Raw genomic sequence first — 21,861 nt, 5'->3', positions numbered from 1 at the left:
GAGCCGCCATCTACGGTTCCTCTTTTTTCGTCCTACACAAGCATTTTTTTCACTAACTGTGTCCGGTTGCTGACATCCATCTTTTCAAAAATCGATTTCAAATGCTTTTTTACAGTGACTTCACTCAAATACAAGCGGGCAGCGATTTGCGCGTTCGTCAATCCCTCCAAAACAAGGGCGGCTACTTCTTGTTCTCGTGCCGTCAGCATGCTCATGTCCAGTGTTGTGACTATGCCCGTTGATGTCGGTGGAGCAGCAGCTGGAATCGCTTCTTCTTCCAGGGGCAAATCCGCATCCAATCCGGATCGTTTGAGTAGCTTTTGCAAATAAGCGGGGAGATGCTCTCCTTGCGTATCACGGAAAAATACGAGGGAGGGTGTTACTCCGTCATAGTTGGTGTGGGTGGCGAATTCAGCTATATCAAATCCCAAACTTTCGTGAGCGGCTTTGAAAAAAGGAAATGGTGCAGGGGAACACAACAAAAATTCTCCGGTGAACATCAAACCGTGCAGCATATGGCCAATGGCTGTATGTTGAGAAACATCCTCGTAATCGTCTTGATGAATCGTGTGAATGAACCAGCCAGCCCGTGTGTGTTCCGGCACGCTAAACCGTTCTAGCTCTTGTTTGGATAGAGGGGTGAAATAGGAACGGGAGCCAGAATGCTCCATCAGGTAAGGAAGGGTTTTTTCGTTGATGGGAACAACTGCGGCAAGTGCCGAGATCGCTCCGTTTTCATTACGCAGAACGCGAAGCACGTCGTACCCCAGCGAGAATAAACGGTCATGATCAAGCCAATTCAACGGGTACAAGGTTTGCTCCGCTGTCAGGTGAAAATCAAAATGGCGGTTTGTGTGCGGATCAAACAGCTTGATCGTTTTAGGGGAGGGAGAGTGCCGCTGATTGCGGATATACTCCAGCAGTTCTTCTCGATGACTAGTATGGATCGATTCGAACGGTTTGGGTAATGGATCGAACCAATTTAAAAAGGCGCGAATGAGTGCGTCACCTAAAAAGAAGGTAAGCTCCAAAGCTTCTGGTGTGCGGACCGAATGCGCTGATTTGGTAAACTTCTCATAATAGTAGTGAACGGCCCGCTTCTGCAAATCTGCAAAATGAAGCGGAGTCCGTGCCCGCATATCCTGGGCAATGGATTCTCTCATCAAGGAATGAATCGTCCAGCCGCTGTCCACTTTCCGTACAAATGAAAATCGGATCAATTGGAAAAACTCGGACGCCGTGATTTCCCTTTTCAATAAAAAAGACAGATTATCCTGATTGAAGTGACGCAATACAGCAGCTGCTTCCACGAGCGGACGCAAATGCTCGCCGGGAACTTCGCGCAGCCATTGACTTACGACAAACGGCAGCGTATCCATTTCCTCATGAAAAGCACCGTTTCCTTCTTGATCTTTCGGTTGCAAGGTAAAGGACAGCAATGAAAGGGTAAGGGGATGCCCTTTGGAGCGACGCCACATTTCTTGGATGATAGGCGGTTCAAAAATGTGACAGTAATGCGCATAGCGCTCAACAGCATCGTAAGGAAGATGAGACAAAGGGACCCTACTGATGAAGTGCCGCCAACCGGGCGAAAGAAGCCAAGCTTCAGACAGCGGATGCCGCCCTGCGATCACGATCAGGATATTCGCGCTTAATCGCTTAAAAAAATATTCGCGCAACCAATGGTCCAAGCCGTCCAAGTTCTCGTAAATGTCGAGAAAGAGGACGAGTCTCTGATCAGCCGCTTTTTCATTCAGCTTCGAAACACATTCCTCCAACAATTGGGAAGGATGGTGCTCTTCTCCCTTATGATAAACGTGCAATGCCTGCAAAATATGCAGGCAAAAATCAGAGGGCGTGTGCCAAAATTGCTCGCTGTCCAAAGAGAGAGTAGCTGCTTGACGCAGATGAGCCTGCCGTCTGAGCTCGTCGAGCAAATAGCTTTTTCCGACGCCTGCGGTCCCGAAGAGATTCATGATTTTTTTGGAGCGCCGCTCATCCGCAAGCAACTTCAAAAAATGAAGGACTTCCTCGGTTCTTCCCACCAATAGACGACTTTCCAGCTCTTCAAGGCTATCCTGATAATTCATAGCATCACCTGCTCCATCACAAGTTTTTCCTTTTTCTTCCTACGATTTTACTACGCTTCTTTTATACTGGGTACTCATATTTATCGCACGGGTATCCTTTTGGATGCATCCTTTCGAGTAATATCGAGCCCCATATTCTCGGTGTTAGGATGAAACAGGCGAGTCAATACGAAAGGATGGAGGGAACATGTCAAAGCTAAGCCGCTTGGGTCACATTTCCTTATACGCGCATGATGTTCGCAGATTGGCCTCTTTTTATGAAACCGCACTTGAATTGGCAGTAGTGAACCCTGGCGACGAAACGGCATGCTTGGCGATTGATCCGCAATCGGGCAGGCATGATTTGCTCATCCTGAACAATCCGCATCATGTGCATCTGGCTTTTTGGGTGGATACGTTGGATCACTTCAAGGAAGTGTGGAGGAGGCTGACGGATCACGGTATTTTGGCACATGGTCCGTATGTGGAGAGCGAATATGCACGTTTTTCTTTTCTTGATCCGGAAGGCAATCATGTGGAGATCATTTGGGAGCATCGAGGAGAAACAACACATCCACAAAGAAGAAAAATCAGCTTTCGGGAGTTAGAGGAATTCGGCGTTAGCCAAGAATGATCGTCCGTGCAATGGAGACTGGCTCGCACAAACTATTTCATTCATTGTGATAAGGGAGAGGGAAAAAGAATGTCAACTTCTACAAACACTTTCAATGCAGGGGGAAATACGCTCGGGATTACGACGATGGCTGTGAATCCGGCTTCCTTCCAAGCAGCACCCCAAATGGTTCAGGATCGAATGACGTATCATAAAGCGGTGCTAGAGTCATTCGGGATTACGTCCCTGTCCAGTCTGGGGGCGCTCAAGATCCGCGGAACGGTTGTACCTCAGTCGGGATTGACGAAACCAACCCCCACGCTCGTCAGTGGGAATACCATGATTCAGTCTGCGTATCGAATCGACTCAACCAAATCTACACCAACGTTGCAAATGTTGAGTGGAAAAGCAGAACTGTTGCAAACCATCCCGTTCCCTAAAAAAATGACGGCTACACTAGCTGTTCCGTCTCCTGCATCGGCCTTGAATATATCGGTCGACACTGCCTATTGGGCCGCATCAGAAATTTATATCGAGGATGGAACCAATGTTATTTTGAAATATCCGCAGCGCTACTTGATCATCATCGCCGAAAAGTTGACGGTCGGACAAAATGTAACGTTTACATGGGAGCGTCCTTACCGCTATGTTCCAGCTAAACGACAAAAACCAATAACACCGCCTGATGCACCGATGTCTTCGACGCTCTCCGGCATTCCGGGGACACCTGGAACACATGGATTGCCTGGAGACCGTGGATTCGACGGCGCTGCTGCTCCTGAACTCGAATTATGGGTCCTCAATATGGCGGGACGCCCTCATTTTGACTTGAAAGGGCAAGATGGCACACAAGGTGGGTTTGGGCAAGACGGTGGAGATGGTGGCAGAGGAGGAAAAGGCAAGCCAGCCGAATTGGATTGGGCAGGTTTCTGCAAAGCTGGAGCAGGAGCAGGTGGAAATGGAGGAAGTGGCGGTGCAGCTGGATACGGAGGCCCGGGTGGCAATGGGGGCGCTGGCGGTCGGCTGACTCTGTACGCGCCACAAACGATCATCCAAAATTATTCGCAGGGCTTTGCGATCACGATTGAGGGAGGCAGCCCGGGGGCAGGGGGAATTCCTGGCAATCCTGGAGCAGGCGGACCGGGTGGCGCCGTGGGTGACACCAAGAATGGAAAATTCGGTACGGCATGTGGTCCCGGGCCGAGAACGGCAGGTCAACCGGGAGTGCAGGGTTCATTTGCCGATGCTGGTCGTGTCGGATATGCGGGAGGCAGATTGTCTGATCCTGTGAGCTTTCGAGCCATCGACGCAGATGAATTCAGACGCAAGCTCCTGGAGCCGTCGATTAGCCATGTATCTCCGCTCTATGCATTCGCAGGTGATACAGTGACGCTGGAAGGAAGTCGGTATACCAAAACCGATGTCGTTCTGATCGATGGCACGGAAACGAAAACCCAGGTAGTAAGTGATACGATGCTCCATTTTGTCTTGCCTTTTGTGACAGGAGGCTCTCATACACTTCAGGTTCGACAATCAGATATGACTCTTTCCAGCAAGGCATCCGTCTTCGTGAATCCACGAGTCAGTTCCGCTCAGCAAGAAAATCAAGTGAAAACGCGAGTGAGACCTGGACAAAAAGTGATCGTGAATGGAAGCGGCTTTTCCGAAGGGTCACGCGTCTTGGTAAACAACCAAGAAATGCCCGAAGTACGGATGGTAAGCTCGACTCAAATGGAATTTACCATGATTCGACCTGCCGATGTGGAGAGCAATCCAGCGGGTGAGCATGTGACCCTGAAAGTACGGCTATCCGATGGCACACCTTCCAATGAAATTCCACTAACACTAGAAACCTTCCATATGCTCGTGATGGGCGATTCCGTGAGCTGGGGGCAAGGCTTGCAAGAGCATGAGAAGTTTTATTCCATCGTGGGTGCAGCCGTTCAGGCCAGAGAAGGAAATATCAAGCAATATACACAAGTACTCGCTCATTCCGGCGCCATTATTGGAGAGGGTAAGGATGATGTAGTGGCCCCCGTAGACGGTGAGGTACCTAAATCATTCCCAACGATCCTACAGCAATGTGCGTTCTTCAAAGGCGAGGCTGACTTGGTGGATCTGATTCTTTTGGATGGAGGTATGAACGATGTCGATGTTCGGACAGTTCTGAATCCTTTCCATCCAGCCGATTTGGGGAAATTACATTATGACTATTTCTTTGTGAGCATGAAGAAATTGCTGGTCGAGGTGACGAATAAATTTACACAAGCCAAAGTCATCGTTACCGGTTATTATCCACCTGTGTCTGAAAAGAGCGATATGGCTGTGGTAGAAGCACTGTTGATCGGCGTAGGGGCCATTGTCGGAGGAGTCGGCGGCGGTGCAGCCGGAGGGATTCTGGGTGCAGCTGAGTTGGAAAAGGTATACAAGCGCTGTGCCCAGCTAGAAGCAGAATCAAAGCTCTACCTGCGCAAAGCAATCGATGAGAGAAATGCGGAGCTCGATAAACCGCGTATCTTTTTCGCCGATCCGAATTTTGGTCCCGAGCACGCTGCCCTGACTGATGACCCCTATGTATTCGGCATCAATTTGGACCTGACTCCACAAGACCTGATCGCAGCTGAACGCCTCGTTTCTTGCACAGAAGCAGGGTGCACGGGCTTGGATTTCGAGATTTGCAAGCGTGCCTCCATCGGTCATCCAAATCAAAAGGGAGCCCAGGCGTACACAAACGCAATCTTGCCTCTTCTGTAAGTAAGCAATAGAATCATAGGATGATTGGCAGTGATAAGCTGTCGGAGGAACTGATGTTCCCTGACAGCTTTTTCATGTGCACAATCCTTCCATAAAAAAAGTTGGAATACCATGTAGATCCGGTGATATAATGTACCCGTAGCTGATCATTGATGGTTAGTAATGATGAATTGCTCAATCATCCTGATCTCACTTATATGTACGTTGGGACGGATAACGAGTATCCTTGGATGCTTAGGAATTAGCCCACCATTAAACAATTTGCGCATGTTCATGTGTTCATGCTCAGGTTGTTTGATGGTGGGCTTTTATTATTTTCTTGGAGGTTTTAAAGAAGATGAAAAAAATAAGCTTTGAACTAAATGGAGTGAAGCATGAAGCGAAGGAAGGAACCCGTATCCTGGATTATTTGCTGCAACAAGAAATAGAGCATCCTCACATCTGCTACTCACCCATAGTAGGGCCCATTCAAACTTGTGATACGTGCATGTGTGAAATTGACGGAAAAATGATGCGGGCGTGCTCGACTCCTATCGAGGAAGGGATGCACATCCTTACATCCTCTGAACGGGCAAAAGGTGCACAGGCAGAAGCAATGGATCGGATCTTGGAAAACCACATGCTTTATTGTACCGTCTGCGACAACAACAACGGAAATTGTCGGGTTCACAATACGGCAGAGCTGCTCGAAGTTGACCACCAAACACGCCCGTTCCGAGAAAAAAAGGAAGAGGTGGATATGTCGCATCCGTTCTATCGTTATGATCCCGATCAATGCATTCTCTGTGGACGTTGCACGGAGGTTTGTCAGGATTTACAGGTAAATGAAACGCTCACCATCGATTGGGAGCGAGAGATTCCTAGATTGATATGGGATGACAATCAATCAATTAACGAATCATCTTGTGTGTCATGTGGTCAGTGTGTGACAGTCTGTCCGTGCAACGCGTTGATAGAGAAATCCATGCTCGGTGAAGCTGGCTTTCTGTCAGGGATTAAAAAAGACTTGTTGAATCCGATGATCGATCTCATTAAAGAAGTCGAGCCAGGTTACAGCAGCATTTTTGCTATCTCTGAAGTAGAGGCGGCGATGCGGGAAACACGGACCAAGAAAACGAAAACCGTATGTACGTTCTGTGGGGTAGGCTGTTCATTTGAGGTATGGACCAAAGGCCGCCACATTCTGAAAGTCGAACCAACGGAAGACTCCCCAGTCAACAGTGTCTCTACTTGTGTGAAAGGAAAGTTCGGTTGGGATTTTGTTAACAGTGACCAACGCTTGACCACACCCTTGATTCGAAAAGGAGACGCATTTGTACCAGCTACGTGGGATGAGGCACTATCACTGATCGCTGAGAGAATGGGTTCCATCAAGCAAAACTACGGAGGCAACGCGCTGGGATTTGTAAGCTCATCCAAAACAACCAACGAAGATGCTTACCTCATGCAAAAACTGGCGCGGCAGGTATTTGAATCAAACAATATTGATAACTGCTCCAGGTATTGCCAGTCACCAGCTACTGACGGATTGCTGGCAACGGTAGGATACGGTGGGGACTCGGGAACCATTCAGGATATCGCAAGTGCCGGACTAGTCATCATCGTCGGGGCGAATCCAACTGAGGGTCATCCCGTTTTGGCAACCCGCGTAAAACGGGCAAAGAAATTATACGGTCAAAAACTGATTGTCTCTGATCTGCGCAAGCATGAAATGGCCGAACGTTCTGATCTCTTTCTGCATCCAAAACAAGGGACCGATTTTGTCTGGCTGACGGCAGTCGCGAAGTACATCATCGATCAAGGCTGGCATAACGAAGCCTTTCTCCAAAATCGAGTAAACGATTTTGAGGCTTATCGGAAAATGCTTGAAAATTACACGCTGGATTACGCTGTGGAAGTAACCGGGCTGATAAAAGAACAGTTGATTCAAACAGCCAAAATGATTGTCGAGGCAGATGGTACTTGCATCTTGTGGGGAATGGGTGTGACGCAGAATATCGCGGGTTCGCATACGTCAGCCGCTATCTCTAATCTCTTGCTGGTAACAGGAAACTACGGTCGACCAGGAGCAGGAGCCTATCCATTGCGTGGACACAACAACGTACAAGGCGCATGCGACATGGGAACACTCCCTACATGGCTTCCAGGTTATCAGCCTATTACGGATGATCAGGCGAGGCTCAAATTTGAAGAAGCATATGGCGTAACGATCTCGAACAAACCAGGCCTAACCAATATCGAAATGCTGGAAGCAGTGGAGAAAGGTGAACTGAAAGCCATGTATCTGATGGGGGAAGACATGGCTTGGGTCGACTCCAACGCCAACCACGTGCATGATACGCTCAGCAAGCTTGATTTCTTTGTCGTACAAGACGTATTCCTGACCAAAACGGCTCAATTTGCCGATGTCGTTTTACCTGCGTCTCCATCCCTGGAAAAAGAGGGTACCTTTGTGAATACGGAGAGACGTATCCAGCGGTTGTATCAAGTAATGGAACCACTGGGAGAATCAAAACCAGACTGGTCGATCATCCAACTGATTGCACAACGCCTGGGCGCAAACTGGAGTTACGAACACCCTGCTGAAATCATGGACGAAATTGCGAGCCTGGCACCCATTTATGCTGGAGTCTCATACGATCATTTAGAAGGATGGAGTAGCTTACTTTGGCCCGTGCAACAAGAAGGTACCGACGAGCCGCTTCTGTACAAAGAACAATTCAACTTCCCAGACGGTAAAGCAAGACTTTCGCTCGTCGAATATGTTCCGCCTATGGAGTATCCAACGGAATTTGATCTTACCTTAAATAATGGACGACTACTGGAGCATTTCCATGAAGGTAACATGACGAATAAATCAAAAGGCATCCAATATAAGCTACCGGAAGTTTTTGTGGAGGTTTCCCCTGAGCTTGCCAGCGAGCGGGGGCTAAAAGACGGTTCATTGGTTCGTCTAGTCTCTCCATACGGTGCCATTAAGCTTCGTGTTCTCGTGACAGATCGAGTCAGCGGCAAAGAGTTGTATGTACCCATGCACTCTGTTAGCCATGAAAATGCCATTAACCTTTTAACCGGCAGCGTCGGGGACGTTCGCACGCAAACCCCTGCCTACAAGCAAGCAAAGGTACGTATGGAGTTTCTTAATGAAGAAGGAATGACTCCACTACCTATGTACAATCCCCGTTATGCGAAGCGAAATCCTCAGATGGGTGTCCAAGTAGAGCGCAAATGGGCCAGAGATGATTATGAACCGATTGCAGATGTAAACATGGTGGGAGGTAAAAAATAATGGCTAGACCGATTTCAAAAGTGGAAGAACCTGTTCTTACCGAAAAAGAAAAACAAGATCAATCGGTAGAAAGTGTCATACAAGCGCTCGCCAAAAATCCGGAAGGGATCCAGGCAACGATCAAGCTGCTCCAGGAACTCCATGCAAGTGGAATTCTTGGAGCACTCAACGCCGCCGTCGAGGCGAAGGAGGATATTGCCAAAATTGTCGTAGGGCAAATGGTACGTCCTCCTGTCACTCATATGATCAACAATGCTATGGCTGCCGCAGGTGGGTTAACTGAGCTAGATCCTGAAATGACAAAAAAGCTGATGGGCGGTGTTACAAAGGGTCTACAAAGGGCAGATGATGCTCTTCGCTCTGGAAAAAAGGCAGGTGTCTTCGATTTGATGAAAGCTCTGCGTGATCCAGACATCAATCGGGCGATGGGTTTTGGCATAAACCTGCTGAAAGGATTAGGAGCGGGCTTAAAGGAATGATGAAAGAGACATCGATCGTGCACTTCTATCAACGGATATTAAATACTTCACTCATCATTCTGGGGCTTGTGTTGAGCTTTTATCTGGTACGCGAACTGTATTTCATTGTGACAGCTGCACTTCTTGGTAATACTAACGTTCATGATATTTTGGAGGAAGTCTTAGCCTTTTTTCTGTACTTTGTTTTTGTTTCTATGATCGTCAAATATTTTAAGGAAGAGTATCATTTTCCGCTACGTTACCTCGTCTATATCGGCATTACCGGCACGATACGTTTTATCATCGTCAATCGTGATGATGCTATGAATAATCTGATTCTATCGCTAGTTATTCTGATCCTGATCATTTGTTACCTACTGTTGGCTCCTCGTAAGAACAAACTGGGAGAATGAAAGGAGAACATCGAATGACGAAAAATCTCGAACATCAATTCAGTATGCTAGTTCGTGAGATTCGAAAAGAATACGTTGGTAACGGCCCAAAAGAAATCGTTACACGTTTTTGTGGTCCATGGGTGATCTGTGAAATGAAAGGGAACCTGACCAATGTAGAAAAATTTATGATTCTGTCTGATGAAGGCAAACGAATGGTACACGATGCACGCACGAAGCTCGTGAAGAATATTTACAACGACCCTGCGGTAGTAGCAAAACTCGAGGATATCATCCACGCAAAGGTCCTGCGGATTTTTTCAGATATCAGTATTGAAGAGGATATTGCCATGACTGTCTATGTATTAGATAGATCAATTTCTTGATCCGTATGGTAGGAAGGGGGAAAACGCTCGTGATTCAACCGGTGTGCGTTTCATCACATGTCCTGCATGATGAATATGGTACGTTGAAGGCAGTGGAAGATTCCATCGTAACAGAGTCACCGATGATTAAGGTTTCACCCGAAAAGATACGTTTCTTCCTATTGTGGGAAAAGTCGGCAAAGTTTTTACTTTTATAATGATGCGAACAAGGGGGCGTTCATAATGCTGAAAGGGGGAAGTCCAGTGATTCCAAGTGAATTGGTGGACGCTTTTGGTCGTGTCCATGACTATCTACGCATTTCAGTAACGGATCGTTGCAACTTGCGGTGTGTTTACTGCATGCCTGCTGATGGAATGGAATTTGAACCGGATGAAAATATCTTGTCTATGAAAGAAATCACAGAGGTTGTGAGGGTTTTGGCCGAAATGGGGGTCAAAAAAGTAAGGCTGACAGGTGGAGAACCATTGGTCCGCAAAGGCATAGAAAATTTGGTATCGGCGATAGCGGAAATTCCAGGAATCGAAGATATCGCTATGACTACCAATGGGATTTTCTTGGCGAGAAAGGCCCAAAAATTAAAAGAAGCCGGCTTGAACCGTGTGAATATCAGTCTGGATACGTTGAAAGCGGATCGTTTTTCGTTGATTACCCGCGGTGGAGATGTCCATCGAGTTCTGGATAGTATAGCTGCATGCCAACAAGTAGGGATAGAACCGATTAAGTTGAACGTCGTACTTATGAAGGGGATCAATGATGACGAAATAGAAGATTTTCTTCAGCTCACGATCGATAGTCAGTTACAAGTTCGCTTTATTGAGTACATGCCCATCGGCCACAACGATATGAGATGGAAGCAATCCTATCTACCTTTGTCCACTGTTTTGGACCGCTGTCATCAATTGGGCTGGAAAGTGGCTGAGAGTCATCATGTGCGAGGCAACGGACCCGCACAAACGTTTCGGATAGAAGGCGCCAAGGGGAGTTTTGGGCTTATTCATCCCGCAGCGATCATTTCTGCGAAACTTGCAACCGACTTCGTTTGACAGCAGATGGAAATATAAAGCCATGCCTATATTGGTCGGATGAGTTTAACGTTCGTAAGTGTATTGGAAACGATGAAGCAGTACGCGACCTCTTTTTCCGAGTACTGCATATCAAACCACTGAATCACGAAATGGCTAAAGCTTTCGTCGATGAGAGTCAAACGCATGTACCAACAGTTAGGCGCATGTCTCAAATTGGAGGGTAGTGTAGACGACATGGATAAAGTAGAAAGCGTGAATCGAATTCACCGCAATGCGGTTCAAGTCATGGAAGCACAGCGCAGAATTGAGCAACATCTGAACCATCTCGGTGTAGAAGAAGTCTCATTGGAAAATGCCTACAGACGTACATTGGCGGAGGATATCATTGCGTCTGACAACATGCCTCATTTCCGGCGTTCCGGGATGGACGGTTTTGCGATCATATCCAGTTCAACTCGCGGAGCATCCCCTGAGTCTCCAGTCCTTTTGGAAGTGATCGACAATATTCCGTGTGGTGCTCTTCCTACAAAAAAATTATCGCAAAAAACAGCCTCCCGAATCATGACGGGAGCCATGGTACCTGAAAATGCAGACGCAGTCATCATGCTGGAAATGACAGACGACTTTGAAGAGCAGGGCAAAACATACATTTCGATTAAAAAAGAAGTCCAGCCTGGGCAGAACCTGACTCCGATTGGTCACGAAATCACAATGGGCGCTTGCGTCCTGCAAAAAGGTACAGAAATCCTCGCTGGTGAGACCGCCTTGTTGGCTACATTCGGTTTCTCCCGCGTCAAAGTATATAAGCGCCCAACCATCGCGATATTTGCAACAGGTTCGGAGCTTTTGCCTGTAGATGCGCCACTTTGTTCAGGGAAAATTCGAAACAGTAACTCTTACATGCTGGCGGCACTTATTCGGGGGTCAGGAGGGATTCCATTACTGATGGGTTCCATCCCAGACGAAGCGGACCAAGCACAAGCTCTTATTCTTGAAGCATTTTCCGTTGCAGATTTCGTGATTACATCAGGTGGGGTATCGGTAGGTGACTACGACATTCTCGTAGATATTTTTGAAAAATGGAATGGGAAGGTCCTGTTTAACAAAGTAGCGATGCGTCCCGGAAGCCCTACGTCAGCAGGGATTTGGAATGATCAATATTTGTTTGCCTTGTCAGGTAATCCGGGAGCGTGCTTTGTTGGTTTTGAGCTATTCGTTCGTCCTGTGATTTTGGGTATGCAGGGTATTCAAAATCGTTACTTGCAGGACTTTACTGCTTTTCTAGGCGAAGACTTTACAAAGGTAAATGCGTATCCTCGGTATGTCCGGGGAAAGTCGTATGTAATCGATGGTAGAGTATTCGTAAAACCTGTCGGGATGGATCAATCAAGCGTTACGGTCTCCATTAAAGATTCCGATTGCTTAATCAAGATTCCACCTGGAGGGAAGGGAATGCTACAGGGTGAGCTTGTCTCCGCCTTGATGCTTAGAGGATAATACTCACCTTGCGGGCGTTATGGTGAAAGTAACGACCGTTCCTTGGAAATAATAGGTAGGAGAGCGCGGGTTGGAAGCGAGAACAGTCAGGTACGAAAGATCTCCTTCTGAATGGTACAATGTAAATATAAGTAGAAATGAATACTATCGGAAGGATGTTTGGCATGAGCGAATCTAATCAGGAGTATATCGTAATCTCCGGTGCGAGGGAAAACAATCTCAAGAACGTATCCTTGCGCATTCCTAAGCGGAAGATTACGATCTTCACCGGTGTATCTGGATCTGGTAAGTCATCGATCGTCTTCGATACGATCGCTGCAGAATCCACGCGATTGCTGAATGAGAACTTCAGCATGTTCGTGCGCAATTTCCTGCCCCGCTATCCGCAGCCGGATACAGACGCGATCGAGAACCTCAGCATGGCGGTTATCGTAGACCAGAAGCGACTGGGGGGCGGTTCCCATTCCACGATGGGCACGATTACCGATATTTCTCCCATTCTCCGCCTGCTCTTCTCCCGAGTGGGCCAGCCTTATGTTGGACAAGCGCATATGTTCTCTTTTAACGATCCACAAGGCATGTGTCCCGAATGTAACGGTATCGGTCGCAAATTAGGCGTCGACATCAGCAAAGCGGTTGACATGTCAAAGTCGTTGAATGAAGGGGCAATCAAGCTGCCGGACTATAAGGTAGACGGTATGGAATGGAATATGCTCGTGCAGACGGGCTTCGATCCTGACAAGAAGCTGAGCGATTATTCGGATGAGGAGCTTGAACAGCTGTTGTACGCTAAGGCGAGGAAAGTGGAGATGCAATTCGCCGGGAAAGCCGTGAACATTACAGTAGAAGGCGTTCTTGAGAAGTTCACCAACAAATACATCAAGCAGGATGTAAAGACGAAGTCTGAGCGTACACAAAAAGCTGTTGCGCCGTTCATCACTGAAGGTCCCTGTCCAAGCTGCCACGGCGCAAGACTTAGCAAGGCTGCACTCAACTGCAAAATCAATGGCCTCAACATTGCAGAGATGTCCTCCATGGAGGTCGGTCGGCTCATCCGGGTCATTCAGGAGATTGACGATTCGGTCGCCGCACCGATGGTCAAGTCGCTGACGGAGCGGTTGCAGCATCTAGTGGATATCGGTCTAGACTACTTGACGCTGGACCGTGAGACGGATACCTTGTCCGGCGGCGAGTCGCAGCGTGTCAAGATGGTGAAGCATCTGAGTGGCAGTCTGGTGGATGTTACTTACATTTTTGATGAGCCCAGCGTTGGTTTACACCCCCGTGATGTACATCGGTTAAATGAATTGCTTCAGAAGCTGCGCGACAAGGGCAATACCGTCATTGTCGTCGAGCATGATCCCGATGTGATCAAAGTGGCAGATCATATCGTCGACGTCGGGCCTCACGCCGGCAGCCACGGCGGTACCATCGTGTATGAAGGAAACTTCCAAGGCCTGCTTGAATCAGGGACACTGACAGGCACCGATATGAAGCGGCCGATCCAACTGAAGCAAGATTCCAGGAAGCCGTCCGGCAAGCTGTCCATCGAGGATGCCACACTGCACAATCTGCGGAACGTGAGTGTAGATATTCCAACCGGAGTGCTGACAGTAGTTACGGGTGTCGCAGGCTCAGGTAAGAGTACGCTGATTAACGATGTATTCCTCAGCAACCATCCGGATGCGATCGTCATCGACCAATCGGCGGTAGGCGTGTCCACGCGCTCGAATCCAGCGACTTACACAGGGATCATGGATGATGTGCGCAAGGCGTTTGCTTCCGCGAACAAGGTCAATCAAGGCTTGTTCAGCTTCAACTCCAAGGGGGCTTGTGAGAACTGTCAAGGTCTAGGTGTTGTGTATACAGACCTTGCATTCCTTGAAAGCGTAAAGCTGCCGTGCGAAGTCTGCGGAGGTAGACGGTTTAAGGAAGAGGTGCTCGCGTACAAGCTGAATGGCAAGTCAATTGCAGAAGTGTTAGAGATGACGGTGGAGCAGGCATTGGAATTTTTTGAGCTAAAAGAGGTAATGCGCAAGCTCCAGGCGATGAGTGATGTAGGGCTGAACTATATTACACTCGGCCAACCACTCAGCACACTCTCTGGCGGGGAATGCCAGCGCATCAAGCTGGCAAGCGAACTGCACAAGAAAGGCAGCATTTACGTGATGGACGAGCTGACGACTGGCTTACATATGTCTGATATCGGTCACCTTCTGGAGATCATGAATCGCCTCGTAGATGCAGGCAATACGGTAATCGTCATCGAGCACAACCTCGATGTGATCAGCCAAGCGGATTGGATTATCGATATGGGACCGGACGGAGGCAGTAACGGCGGTCAGGTGGTCTTCGAGGGCATACCTCCGCAGATCATCCATGCGGAACAATCGATCACGGGAAGATACTTGAAGTAATGCATCAAATCCACTTTCGTAATGTATGGGATTCCGACGTAAAAGCTGCTATGGCATAACGAATTCAGATCTCCTCATGGGAAACCGGGGGAGATTTATGTTATGCCAAAGCAAATGTCAGAAAATAAAAAATAATCTTGACATTGAATTGAGTGATTAGTAAAGTGGTGATTACAAACAACCAATCGATCGATCGATCGACAAAACCCAAAAAGCAAATGATGTAACCGCCACATGTAAATGGACATGAAAGGAGCGCGCTTTTTTGACGAAAGAAAAAATATTTCAAGCAGCATTACGGCTATTCGCAAGAAAAGGTTTTGAAGCAACCAGCATACGTGATATCGCTCTAGAAGCAGAGGTAACCTCCTCCACCCTCTATCATTACATGAAGACAAAAGAGGATCTGCTCGTTGCCATCATGCAAGAAGGGTTACAGACCCTTCTTGGAAATGCAAAGGAAGTGCTCGCTGAGCTTGAAGCACCCGAACAACAATTGGCAGCGTTTGTACAGCTTCATGTTACCAGCCATGCCATTGACAAGCTAACAGCGCTAGTAGTAGATACCGAGTTCCGTGCGCTGACAGGAGATACGCGCGTAGAAATTGCCAGGTTGCGCAGTGAATATGAGCTGCTCTGGCAGCGTATTTTAACGGGCGGATTAGAGCAGGGCGTATTTACGATAGAAAATACCAAGCTTGCCGTCCTGGCTTTGCTTCAAATGTGCACGGGTGTCGCCCATTGGTACTCGCCTGATGGTCCAAATTCATTGGAAGAAATCAGCTTGAATTTTTCCGATATGGCGCTTGCACTCGTTCAGGCAAAGCGGAACGGACAGCAACTGACTGTCTCCGATTTGGATCTGCCTGAACCCGCTCGTTTTTTTATGAAACCATGGCTGGGGGCTGCTGCGCATGAACATTCTTGATGCTCGTGTCCGCTTGCCACAGCAGTTCCGTGAGGCACGCATAGGTGAAATGCGAAATGAGTACGTCGCTCAATATGATGCGGTGTTACAAGTAAGATCGACTATCGCGAAAACGCTCGACGATTTGATTCAAGAAATGAAAGAATCAGGAGTAGACCACGCCATTATGCATGCAGAATACGAATTCGGCGAGGATGGGGATGCGCTGAATGAAGCATTGGCAAAAATCATATCCGCTCACACCGAGCTCTTCTCAGGGTTCGGTACGATTTCAATGGAGCATTTCAGACCGATGCGCGCTGTCCAACAAGTGAGCCGCATCAAAGAGCTGGGTTTTCTGGGAGTAAACATCCAGCCTGCATTTTTTGAGATGCCGATCGATGATCGCAAATTATATCCCGTATACGCAAAGGCTGCCGAGTTAGGCTTGGCAGTTGCTATTCATACGGGAATTAATTATTCGATGATTCATCCCATCCGGAATGAACACCCGCTGTTGCTGGATCAAGTCGCCTGTGATTTTCCGGAATTAACATTGATCGCGTGTCATGGGGGGTGGCCCTGGGTGCCAGAAATGGTTGCTGTAGCGCGCAAGCACCCCAATGTTCTGATGGATTTGGGCGGGCTTTCTCCAAGGTATTTGGGGGTGCAAGGAGCAGGGTGGGAGATGATGTACAGGTTAGCAAACAACCTCTTGCAAGATCAAATCCTCTTTGCAACAGACTGGCCTGTATTTCCTCTGAAACGCGCGATTGCAGAATGGAAGGAATTAAGCATAAAGCCCGAGGTGCTAGAGAAGGTGCTCGGTTCGAATGCAAAAGCATTGTTTTCCAAAATAAAGGCGGAGGTAAAAAAGAATGACAACACGTAAGGCGGTGGTAGAGTGTGAGATCCATCAAGAGATAGGCTGGATTCACCTGAATCGCCCCGAGCGGTTAAATGCGGTGATTCCACAATTGGTAGAGGAGCTGTATGGATCGCTCGATAAGTTGGAACGGGAAGGAGTAAGGGCAGCAATACTGGCTGGTCGCGGGAATGCTTTTTGTGCAGGACATGATTTGCGTCATGAAGAAAAGCCTGCAAGTGAGGCTGAGATTCGTCTTAATTTACAGAAAATTCAAGATATAACACGAAAGATCCAGCGTGTTCCTTTCCCGGTGATCGCTGCGGTCCATGGTTATGCATTAGGAGCAGGCTGTGAGTTTGCGCTCGGATGCGATTTGATCATCGCCGCTCAAGATGCCGAATTTGGCTTTCCGGAAGTGAGTGTGGGACTTAGTGTTACCGGAGGAATCTCGCATATCCTTCCCATCGCAATCGGACTGGTCCGGGCGAAAGAATTGCTGTTTTCGGGCGAAAGGTTCGGTGCATCGCAAGCACTGCATCTAGGACTCATCAACAAGGTAGTGGATCATAAAGTGTTAGCTGAAGAAGCTGACAAGTGGGCGAAACGGTTAGCTGAGCTCCCGCAAGTAGCGCTTGCAAAAGCCAAATTTGCGCTAAATCGCGGGGCACAATGCGATCTGGAGGCAGCTTTTGAATTGGAGATCGAGCATGCGCTGGCAACCGTGCAAACGATCGAATCCAAGCAGGCGGCTGAAGGGTTCCGAAAAAAAAGATCGGTATAGAGAAGGAGGGCTGAAACCTTTTGGACATGCAAGAAATCAAGTCTTTGACGGCACGGGCGGCCAAACGATGGGGAGAAAAAATCGGGCTTGTCTTTGATGAATGGAATGAACAACTGTCATTTGAGGAGATAGAAGACCGTTCCAACCAGATCGCCAACATGCTCCAAGTGCTGGGCGTAGGCTATGGGGATCGGGTAGCCGTCATGCTGAGGAACCAGCCGGAATTCCCGCTTACCTGGCTGGCGTTGGCAAAACTAGGCGCGACTATCGTGCCGATAAATGTAAATTACAAAGAGTACGATGCACAGTATATCCTCCACCACTCCGAAGCAATCATTATCATAACTTCACAGGAATTTATATCCCTGCTACAGAAGATCAGACCTTCCTTACAAACCCTCAAAACAATCCTCTCAGTAGACCAATCAGACGATCCCAACGCTGTCGATTTCAGAACGATGTGTGAAACCGCGCCCACGACTCCAACAGCGCTTACCGTTTTTCCTGAAACTTTAGTCAACATCCAATATACATCTGGTACGACAGGCTTACCCAAGGGGTGTATGCTTTCACATGAATATTGGATCACCATAGCAAAAAAGATGGTCGAGCAGCATCCCAATTTGACCAATTCAGATGTACTGTTAACGGCGCAGCCCTTTTACTATATGGACCCGCAATGGAATTTGCTGGGTGCGATCGCTGTGGGGGCAAAGCTTGTGGTTCTCGATCGATTTCATCCCTCTACTTTTTGGCAGAAAGTACGGCAATATGGCGTTACCTTTTTCTACTGCCTGGGGATCATGCCTACGCTAATGGTCAAAGCACCACGCTCGCCAGTGGACAGGGAAAATAACGTTCGCACCATCCTTTGCTCGGCCATTCCCCCGCATCTGCACCGCGAATTGGAAGAGCGATGGGGCGCGCCATGGTATGAGGTTTTTGGCATGACAGAGACAGGTGGAGATATTTCGGTAAAACCACACGATCATGACCGATTGCTCGGAACAGGCTGCATCGGAAAACCGGATAAAGACCGGACCGTCCGCATAGTTGATATTCACAACCACCCCGTTTCGAGGGGCGAGGTTGGCGAGCTCCTCCTACGGGGCTTGGGGATGATGGATGGCTACTATAAAGATCCTGATGCGACTTGCGCTGCCTTTCAGGGCGGCTGGTTCCACACCGGAGATTTGGTGCGAATGGACGAAGACGGATACATCTATTATGTCGGCAGAAAAAAGGAGATGATTCGCCGGAGCGGGGAAAATATTTCGGCTGCTGAGGTTGAGGAAGTCATGAAAATGCATCCGGCCGTGCAATATGCTGCCTGCCTTCCAGTGAAAGACGAAATACGCGGGGAAGAAATCAAGGCATACGTGGTAGTGAAAGCGGGCCAAACGGTGCCTCCTCACGAATTGATCTCTTATTGCACCGAGCATCTTGCTTACTACAAGGTTCCACGATATTGGGAATACCGCAGTGAATTGCCTCGTACCCCATCTGAGCGTATAGCCAAGCATGTACTGGCGAACGAAAAAGCAGATCTTCGCATCGGTTCCTATGATCGCATGGATGATAGCTGGAGATAACATGCAAATAGAAAGGAAGATAGGGATGAATAGTTGGGTAAAGGTACTGAAAGAGCTGACAGAGGCTGCCGGAGTTCCCGGACAAGAACAGGAAGTGCGAGAATTAATGCATACGTATTTGGAACCGCTTACAGAAGAAGTGTTCACAGATAATCTGGGAAGCATAATCGGGCGAAAAACAGGCCTGGCCAATGGACCCAAAATCATGATGATGGGCCATATGGATGAAGTGGGGTTCATGGTAACGCGTGTCATGAAGGATGGATTCATCGCCTTCCAGCCGCTTGGTGGCTGGTGGTCGCAGGTGATGTTGGCACAGCGCGTGAACATTAAAACAAGCAAAGGGGATATTGTCGGCGTAATCGGGTCAAAACCGCCGCATCTGCTGTCTTCGGAAGAACGAAAGAAAGTGGTTGAAATCGAGCGGATGTTCATTGATATCGGAGCATCCAGTGCAGAACAAGCGAAGGAGCTGGGAATTCGCCCAGGTGATCCGATTGTGCCGATCTGCCCTTTCACGGTGATGGCGAATGACAAGATGTATATGGCAAAAGCGCTCGATAATCGCGGCGGTTGCCTGACAGCCATTGAAGTAATGAAACAGTTGCAAGAAACGGATCACCCCAACATCGTATTTAGCGGCGCTACTGCACAAGAAGAAGTGGGATGCCGCGGCGCATTCACGAGCACGTATATGGTGCAGCCAGATATATTCATTGCATTGGAGACGGGGATAACGTTTGACACGCCAGGAAGCGCCGACTCTCCTAATTTGCCTGATATCAAGTGCGGTGGCGGGCCTACGATTGGTCTATTCGATGGCTCGCTCGTGCCCAATCGGAAATTGCGGGATCTGTTATTTGATACGGCTGAAGAGGAAGGCATCCCTTATCAATATGCTGCTATTGCAGGTGCGGGTACGGACGCAGGAGCTGCTCATATGGTTGGCAAAGGGGCTCCATCCATCGTCATCGCAATCCCAGCGCGTTACATTCACAGCCACGCTTCGATTCTCCATCATGATGATGTGGAAAATACGGTGAAATTACTGACGGCTCTCGTCAAAAAGCTGGATCAAAAAACGGTTGAATGGCTCAGATCGTAGGAGGCAAGGATATGTTCCAAACATGGGAGAGTGGTGTCATTCATGGGGATAAGAAAGCGGGAAACCGCCACGTTTGTGAGCATTGTCCTTTCTTGTTTCGTACTGCTGGCAGGTGTGGCCGGCTGCGGTACGCTAGCCACGAAACCAGATACTGATGAAGGAAAAAGAGATGCCAATATATCCGAGAAAAAGGGCGGAACGATCACTGTTGCGATCGGCAGTGAACCAGATACACTGGATGTCCACAAATCGACAGCGTTAAGCACGGAGGCGGTCGCACTCAATCTAGGGGGGGCTCTGCTTTACAGAGACCCCCAAACAAATGAGGTCAAGCCTCATCTGGCCGAATCGTACTCCATTTCGGAAGATGGGAAGACATGGACATTTCGCATTCGCCAAGGCGTTACCTTTCATGATGGGACACTGCTTACTGCACAGGCGTACAAGCGAACGTTTGAGCGGGCCATGTCTCCGGAAATCGCTCCCAAAGGCGTAGGGATGGTTCTTGGCATCATCAAATCGATCAAAACACCAGATGATCAGACCCTTATTTTGGAGTTGAATGAACCGTCTGCCACGCTTCTCACCTATTTCACTTCCGCGAGCTGGATGCAGCCGCTCTCGGTGGACGCGGTGCAAAAGTTTGGGGATCAATACGGAAGGAATCCGGTCGGTGTCGGTCCATGGAAGATGGAGAGCTGGAAATCAGGAGACTCTATCACGCTGATTCTAAATGATGCGTATCGCTGGGCAACGCCCTTCTTTAAAAATCAAGGACCACCGAGGCCAGACAAATTAGTTCTGAAATTGATTCGAAATCCGCAAACGGCTGTCGCTGCTTTGGAAAGTGGAACCATCGACATCGCTGATCTGCCTGCGAAAGACGCGAAGAAATTCAAGAACAACAATCGTTTTACAGTACTTGAGCAGACAAAGCGCGGCTTGGGACTGTTTGTCGAGCTGAACTTGAACAGCGAGATTTTACAAGATAAAAGCGTACGCAAAGCGTTACAAATGGCAGTAAAGAAAGATGCTATCGTGCAGTCGCATCTGCAAGGCGAAGGAATTGTTGCAGATGGTCCGCTGCCAGCAAATTTGTTCGGATACGATCAATCCATTGCCCAATATGCATACAAATACAACCCCGAGGAAGCGGTGAAGCTCCTGGAAGAAGCCGGATGGAAACTGAATGCACAAGGGATAAGGGAGAAAGCAGGAAAACCGCTTCATCTCGAAATGTTGAGTATGGAAGTATGGTCTCAACCTGCCCAGTTGATGCAAGGAATGTTCAAAGCGATTGGGGTAGACGTGAAAATCATTACTCTGGAAGGTAGCGCAGTTGACCAGTTAACTGCTGCCGGCACATTTGACTTGGCGCTGGATGGATACGTCGCTGATGACCCTGATATCTTGTTTCCGTTCATGCATTCAACTCAGATCGGTGGGATGAATCGTTCAGCCATCCATGACAAAACGATCGATTCCTTGCTGGAAAAGGGACAGGTGACGATGAAGAGCGACGATAGAGCGAAAATCTATGAAGATCTTCAGAAGCGCTCTGTGGAGGAGGCTTTTTGGATTCCCATTTACACGGAAAAACGATTTGTCGTGGTAAATAACCGTGTTCAGGGTCTGATGCTTGATCCATCCGGACTGAAATTGTATCAGGACGTGTGGGTTAAGTAAGCGTGGAAACAAAAAACAAGG

16 protein-coding genes and 1 pseudogene are annotated in these 21,861 nt (G+C 48.3%); 16 read left to right on the top strand and 1 reads right to left on the bottom strand.

What is annotated here, in order from left to right; all coding sequences use genetic code 11:
- Positions 1–32: 32 nt before the first annotated feature.
- Complete coding sequence (locus HP399_RS16185) at positions 33–2,090, bottom strand: LuxR C-terminal-related transcriptional regulator (RefSeq protein WP_173617575.1); 2,058 nt, start codon at positions 2,088–2,090, stop codon at positions 33–35.
- Positions 2,091–2,277: 187 nt separating this feature from the next.
- Here HP399_RS16185 and HP399_RS16180 point away from each other — a divergent pair, with 187 nt between their 5' ends.
- The 16 genes and pseudogenes from HP399_RS16180 to HP399_RS16105 all read left to right on the top strand — a co-directional run bounded on the left by HP399_RS16180 (position 2,278) and on the right by HP399_RS16105 (position 21,840).
- The gene (locus tag HP399_RS16180; protein ID WP_173617574.1) at positions 2,278–2,703 is read left to right on the top strand and encodes a VOC family protein; all 426 of its coding nucleotides are present in this window, start codon (positions 2,278–2,280) and stop codon (positions 2,701–2,703) included.
- A 69-nt stretch (positions 2,704–2,772) separates the two neighbouring features.
- Positions 2,773–5,436 (top strand): IPT/TIG domain-containing protein, encoded by a 2,664-nt coding sequence (locus HP399_RS16175; protein ID WP_173617573.1) that lies wholly within the window; start codon positions 2,773–2,775, stop codon positions 5,434–5,436.
- 337 nt (positions 5,437–5,773) lie between these two features.
- Positions 5,774–8,725, top strand: a complete 2,952-nt coding sequence (fdhF, locus tag HP399_RS16170) for a formate dehydrogenase subunit alpha (RefSeq protein WP_173617572.1) — start codon at positions 5,774–5,776, stop codon at positions 8,723–8,725.
- Complete coding sequence (locus HP399_RS16165; RefSeq protein WP_173617571.1) at positions 8,725–9,204, top strand: helical membrane plugin domain-containing protein; 480 nt, start codon at positions 8,725–8,727, stop codon at positions 9,202–9,204. The genes fdhF and HP399_RS16165 overlap by 1 nt, the downstream gene beginning before the upstream one ends.
- Positions 9,201–9,596 carry a phosphate-starvation-inducible protein PsiE gene (locus tag HP399_RS16160; protein ID WP_173617570.1) on the top strand — a complete coding sequence of 132 codons (396 nt, stop codon included), beginning with the start codon at positions 9,201–9,203 and terminating at the stop codon, positions 9,594–9,596. Before HP399_RS16165 ends, HP399_RS16160 begins: the two co-directional genes overlap by 4 nt.
- Before the next feature lie 14 nt (positions 9,597–9,610).
- Positions 9,611–9,961 (top strand): Na-translocating system protein MpsC family protein, encoded by a 351-nt coding sequence (locus HP399_RS16155; RefSeq protein WP_026043098.1) that lies wholly within the window; start codon positions 9,611–9,613, stop codon positions 9,959–9,961.
- Positions 9,962–9,990: 29 nt separating this feature from the next.
- Positions 9,991–10,158, top strand: a complete 168-nt coding sequence (locus HP399_RS16150) for a hypothetical protein (RefSeq protein ID WP_173617569.1) — start codon at positions 9,991–9,993, stop codon at positions 10,156–10,158.
- Positions 10,159–10,183: 25 nt separating this feature from the next.
- Positions 10,184–11,211, top strand: a pseudogene (moaA, locus tag HP399_RS16145) (GTP 3',8-cyclase MoaA).
- Entirely contained in the window at positions 11,171–12,484 is a 1,314-nt protein-coding gene (gene glp / locus HP399_RS16140) for a molybdopterin molybdotransferase MoeA (RefSeq protein ID WP_173617568.1), read from the top strand. Before moaA ends, glp begins: the two are co-directional and overlap by 41 nt.
- Positions 12,485–12,648: 164 nt before the next feature.
- The gene (locus HP399_RS16135; protein ID WP_173617567.1) at positions 12,649–14,901 is read left to right on the top strand and encodes an ATP-binding cassette domain-containing protein; all 2,253 of its coding nucleotides are present in this window, start codon (positions 12,649–12,651) and stop codon (positions 14,899–14,901) included.
- A 265-nt stretch (positions 14,902–15,166) separates the two neighbouring features.
- A complete protein-coding gene (locus HP399_RS16130) occupies positions 15,167–15,829 on the top strand; it encodes a TetR/AcrR family transcriptional regulator (RefSeq protein ID WP_173617566.1) in 663 nt (220 codons plus the stop codon).
- The gene (locus HP399_RS16125; RefSeq protein ID WP_173617565.1) at positions 15,816–16,700 is read left to right on the top strand and encodes an amidohydrolase family protein; all 885 of its coding nucleotides are present in this window, start codon (positions 15,816–15,818) and stop codon (positions 16,698–16,700) included. Before HP399_RS16130 ends, HP399_RS16125 begins: the two co-directional genes overlap by 14 nt.
- Positions 16,687–17,457 carry an enoyl-CoA hydratase/isomerase family protein gene (locus HP399_RS16120; RefSeq protein ID WP_173617564.1) on the top strand — a complete coding sequence of 257 codons (771 nt, stop codon included), beginning with the start codon at positions 16,687–16,689 and terminating at the stop codon, positions 17,455–17,457. The genes HP399_RS16125 and HP399_RS16120 overlap by 14 nt, the downstream gene beginning before the upstream one ends.
- A gap of 26 nt (positions 17,458–17,483) precedes the next feature.
- Positions 17,484–19,049, top strand: coding sequence for an AMP-binding protein (locus HP399_RS16115; protein WP_228088563.1), 1,566 nt, complete (start codon positions 17,484–17,486; stop codon positions 19,047–19,049).
- Positions 19,050–19,074: 25 nt separating this feature from the next.
- Positions 19,075–20,154, top strand: a complete 1,080-nt coding sequence (locus HP399_RS16110; protein WP_173617562.1) for a M42 family metallopeptidase — start codon at positions 19,075–19,077, stop codon at positions 20,152–20,154.
- Between the two features lie 42 nt (positions 20,155–20,196).
- The gene (locus HP399_RS16105) at positions 20,197–21,840 is read left to right on the top strand and encodes an ABC transporter substrate-binding protein (RefSeq protein WP_173617561.1); all 1,644 of its coding nucleotides are present in this window, start codon (positions 20,197–20,199) and stop codon (positions 21,838–21,840) included.
- Positions 21,841–21,861: the final 21 nt, after the last annotated feature.

This window comes from Brevibacillus sp. DP1.3A (assembly GCF_013284245.2).
Taxonomy (GTDB): Bacteria; Bacillota; Bacilli; order Brevibacillales; family Brevibacillaceae; genus Brevibacillus.
The sequence above is the reverse complement of the archived record's forward strand: the minus strand, read 5'-3'. Positions and strand labels throughout refer to the sequence as shown.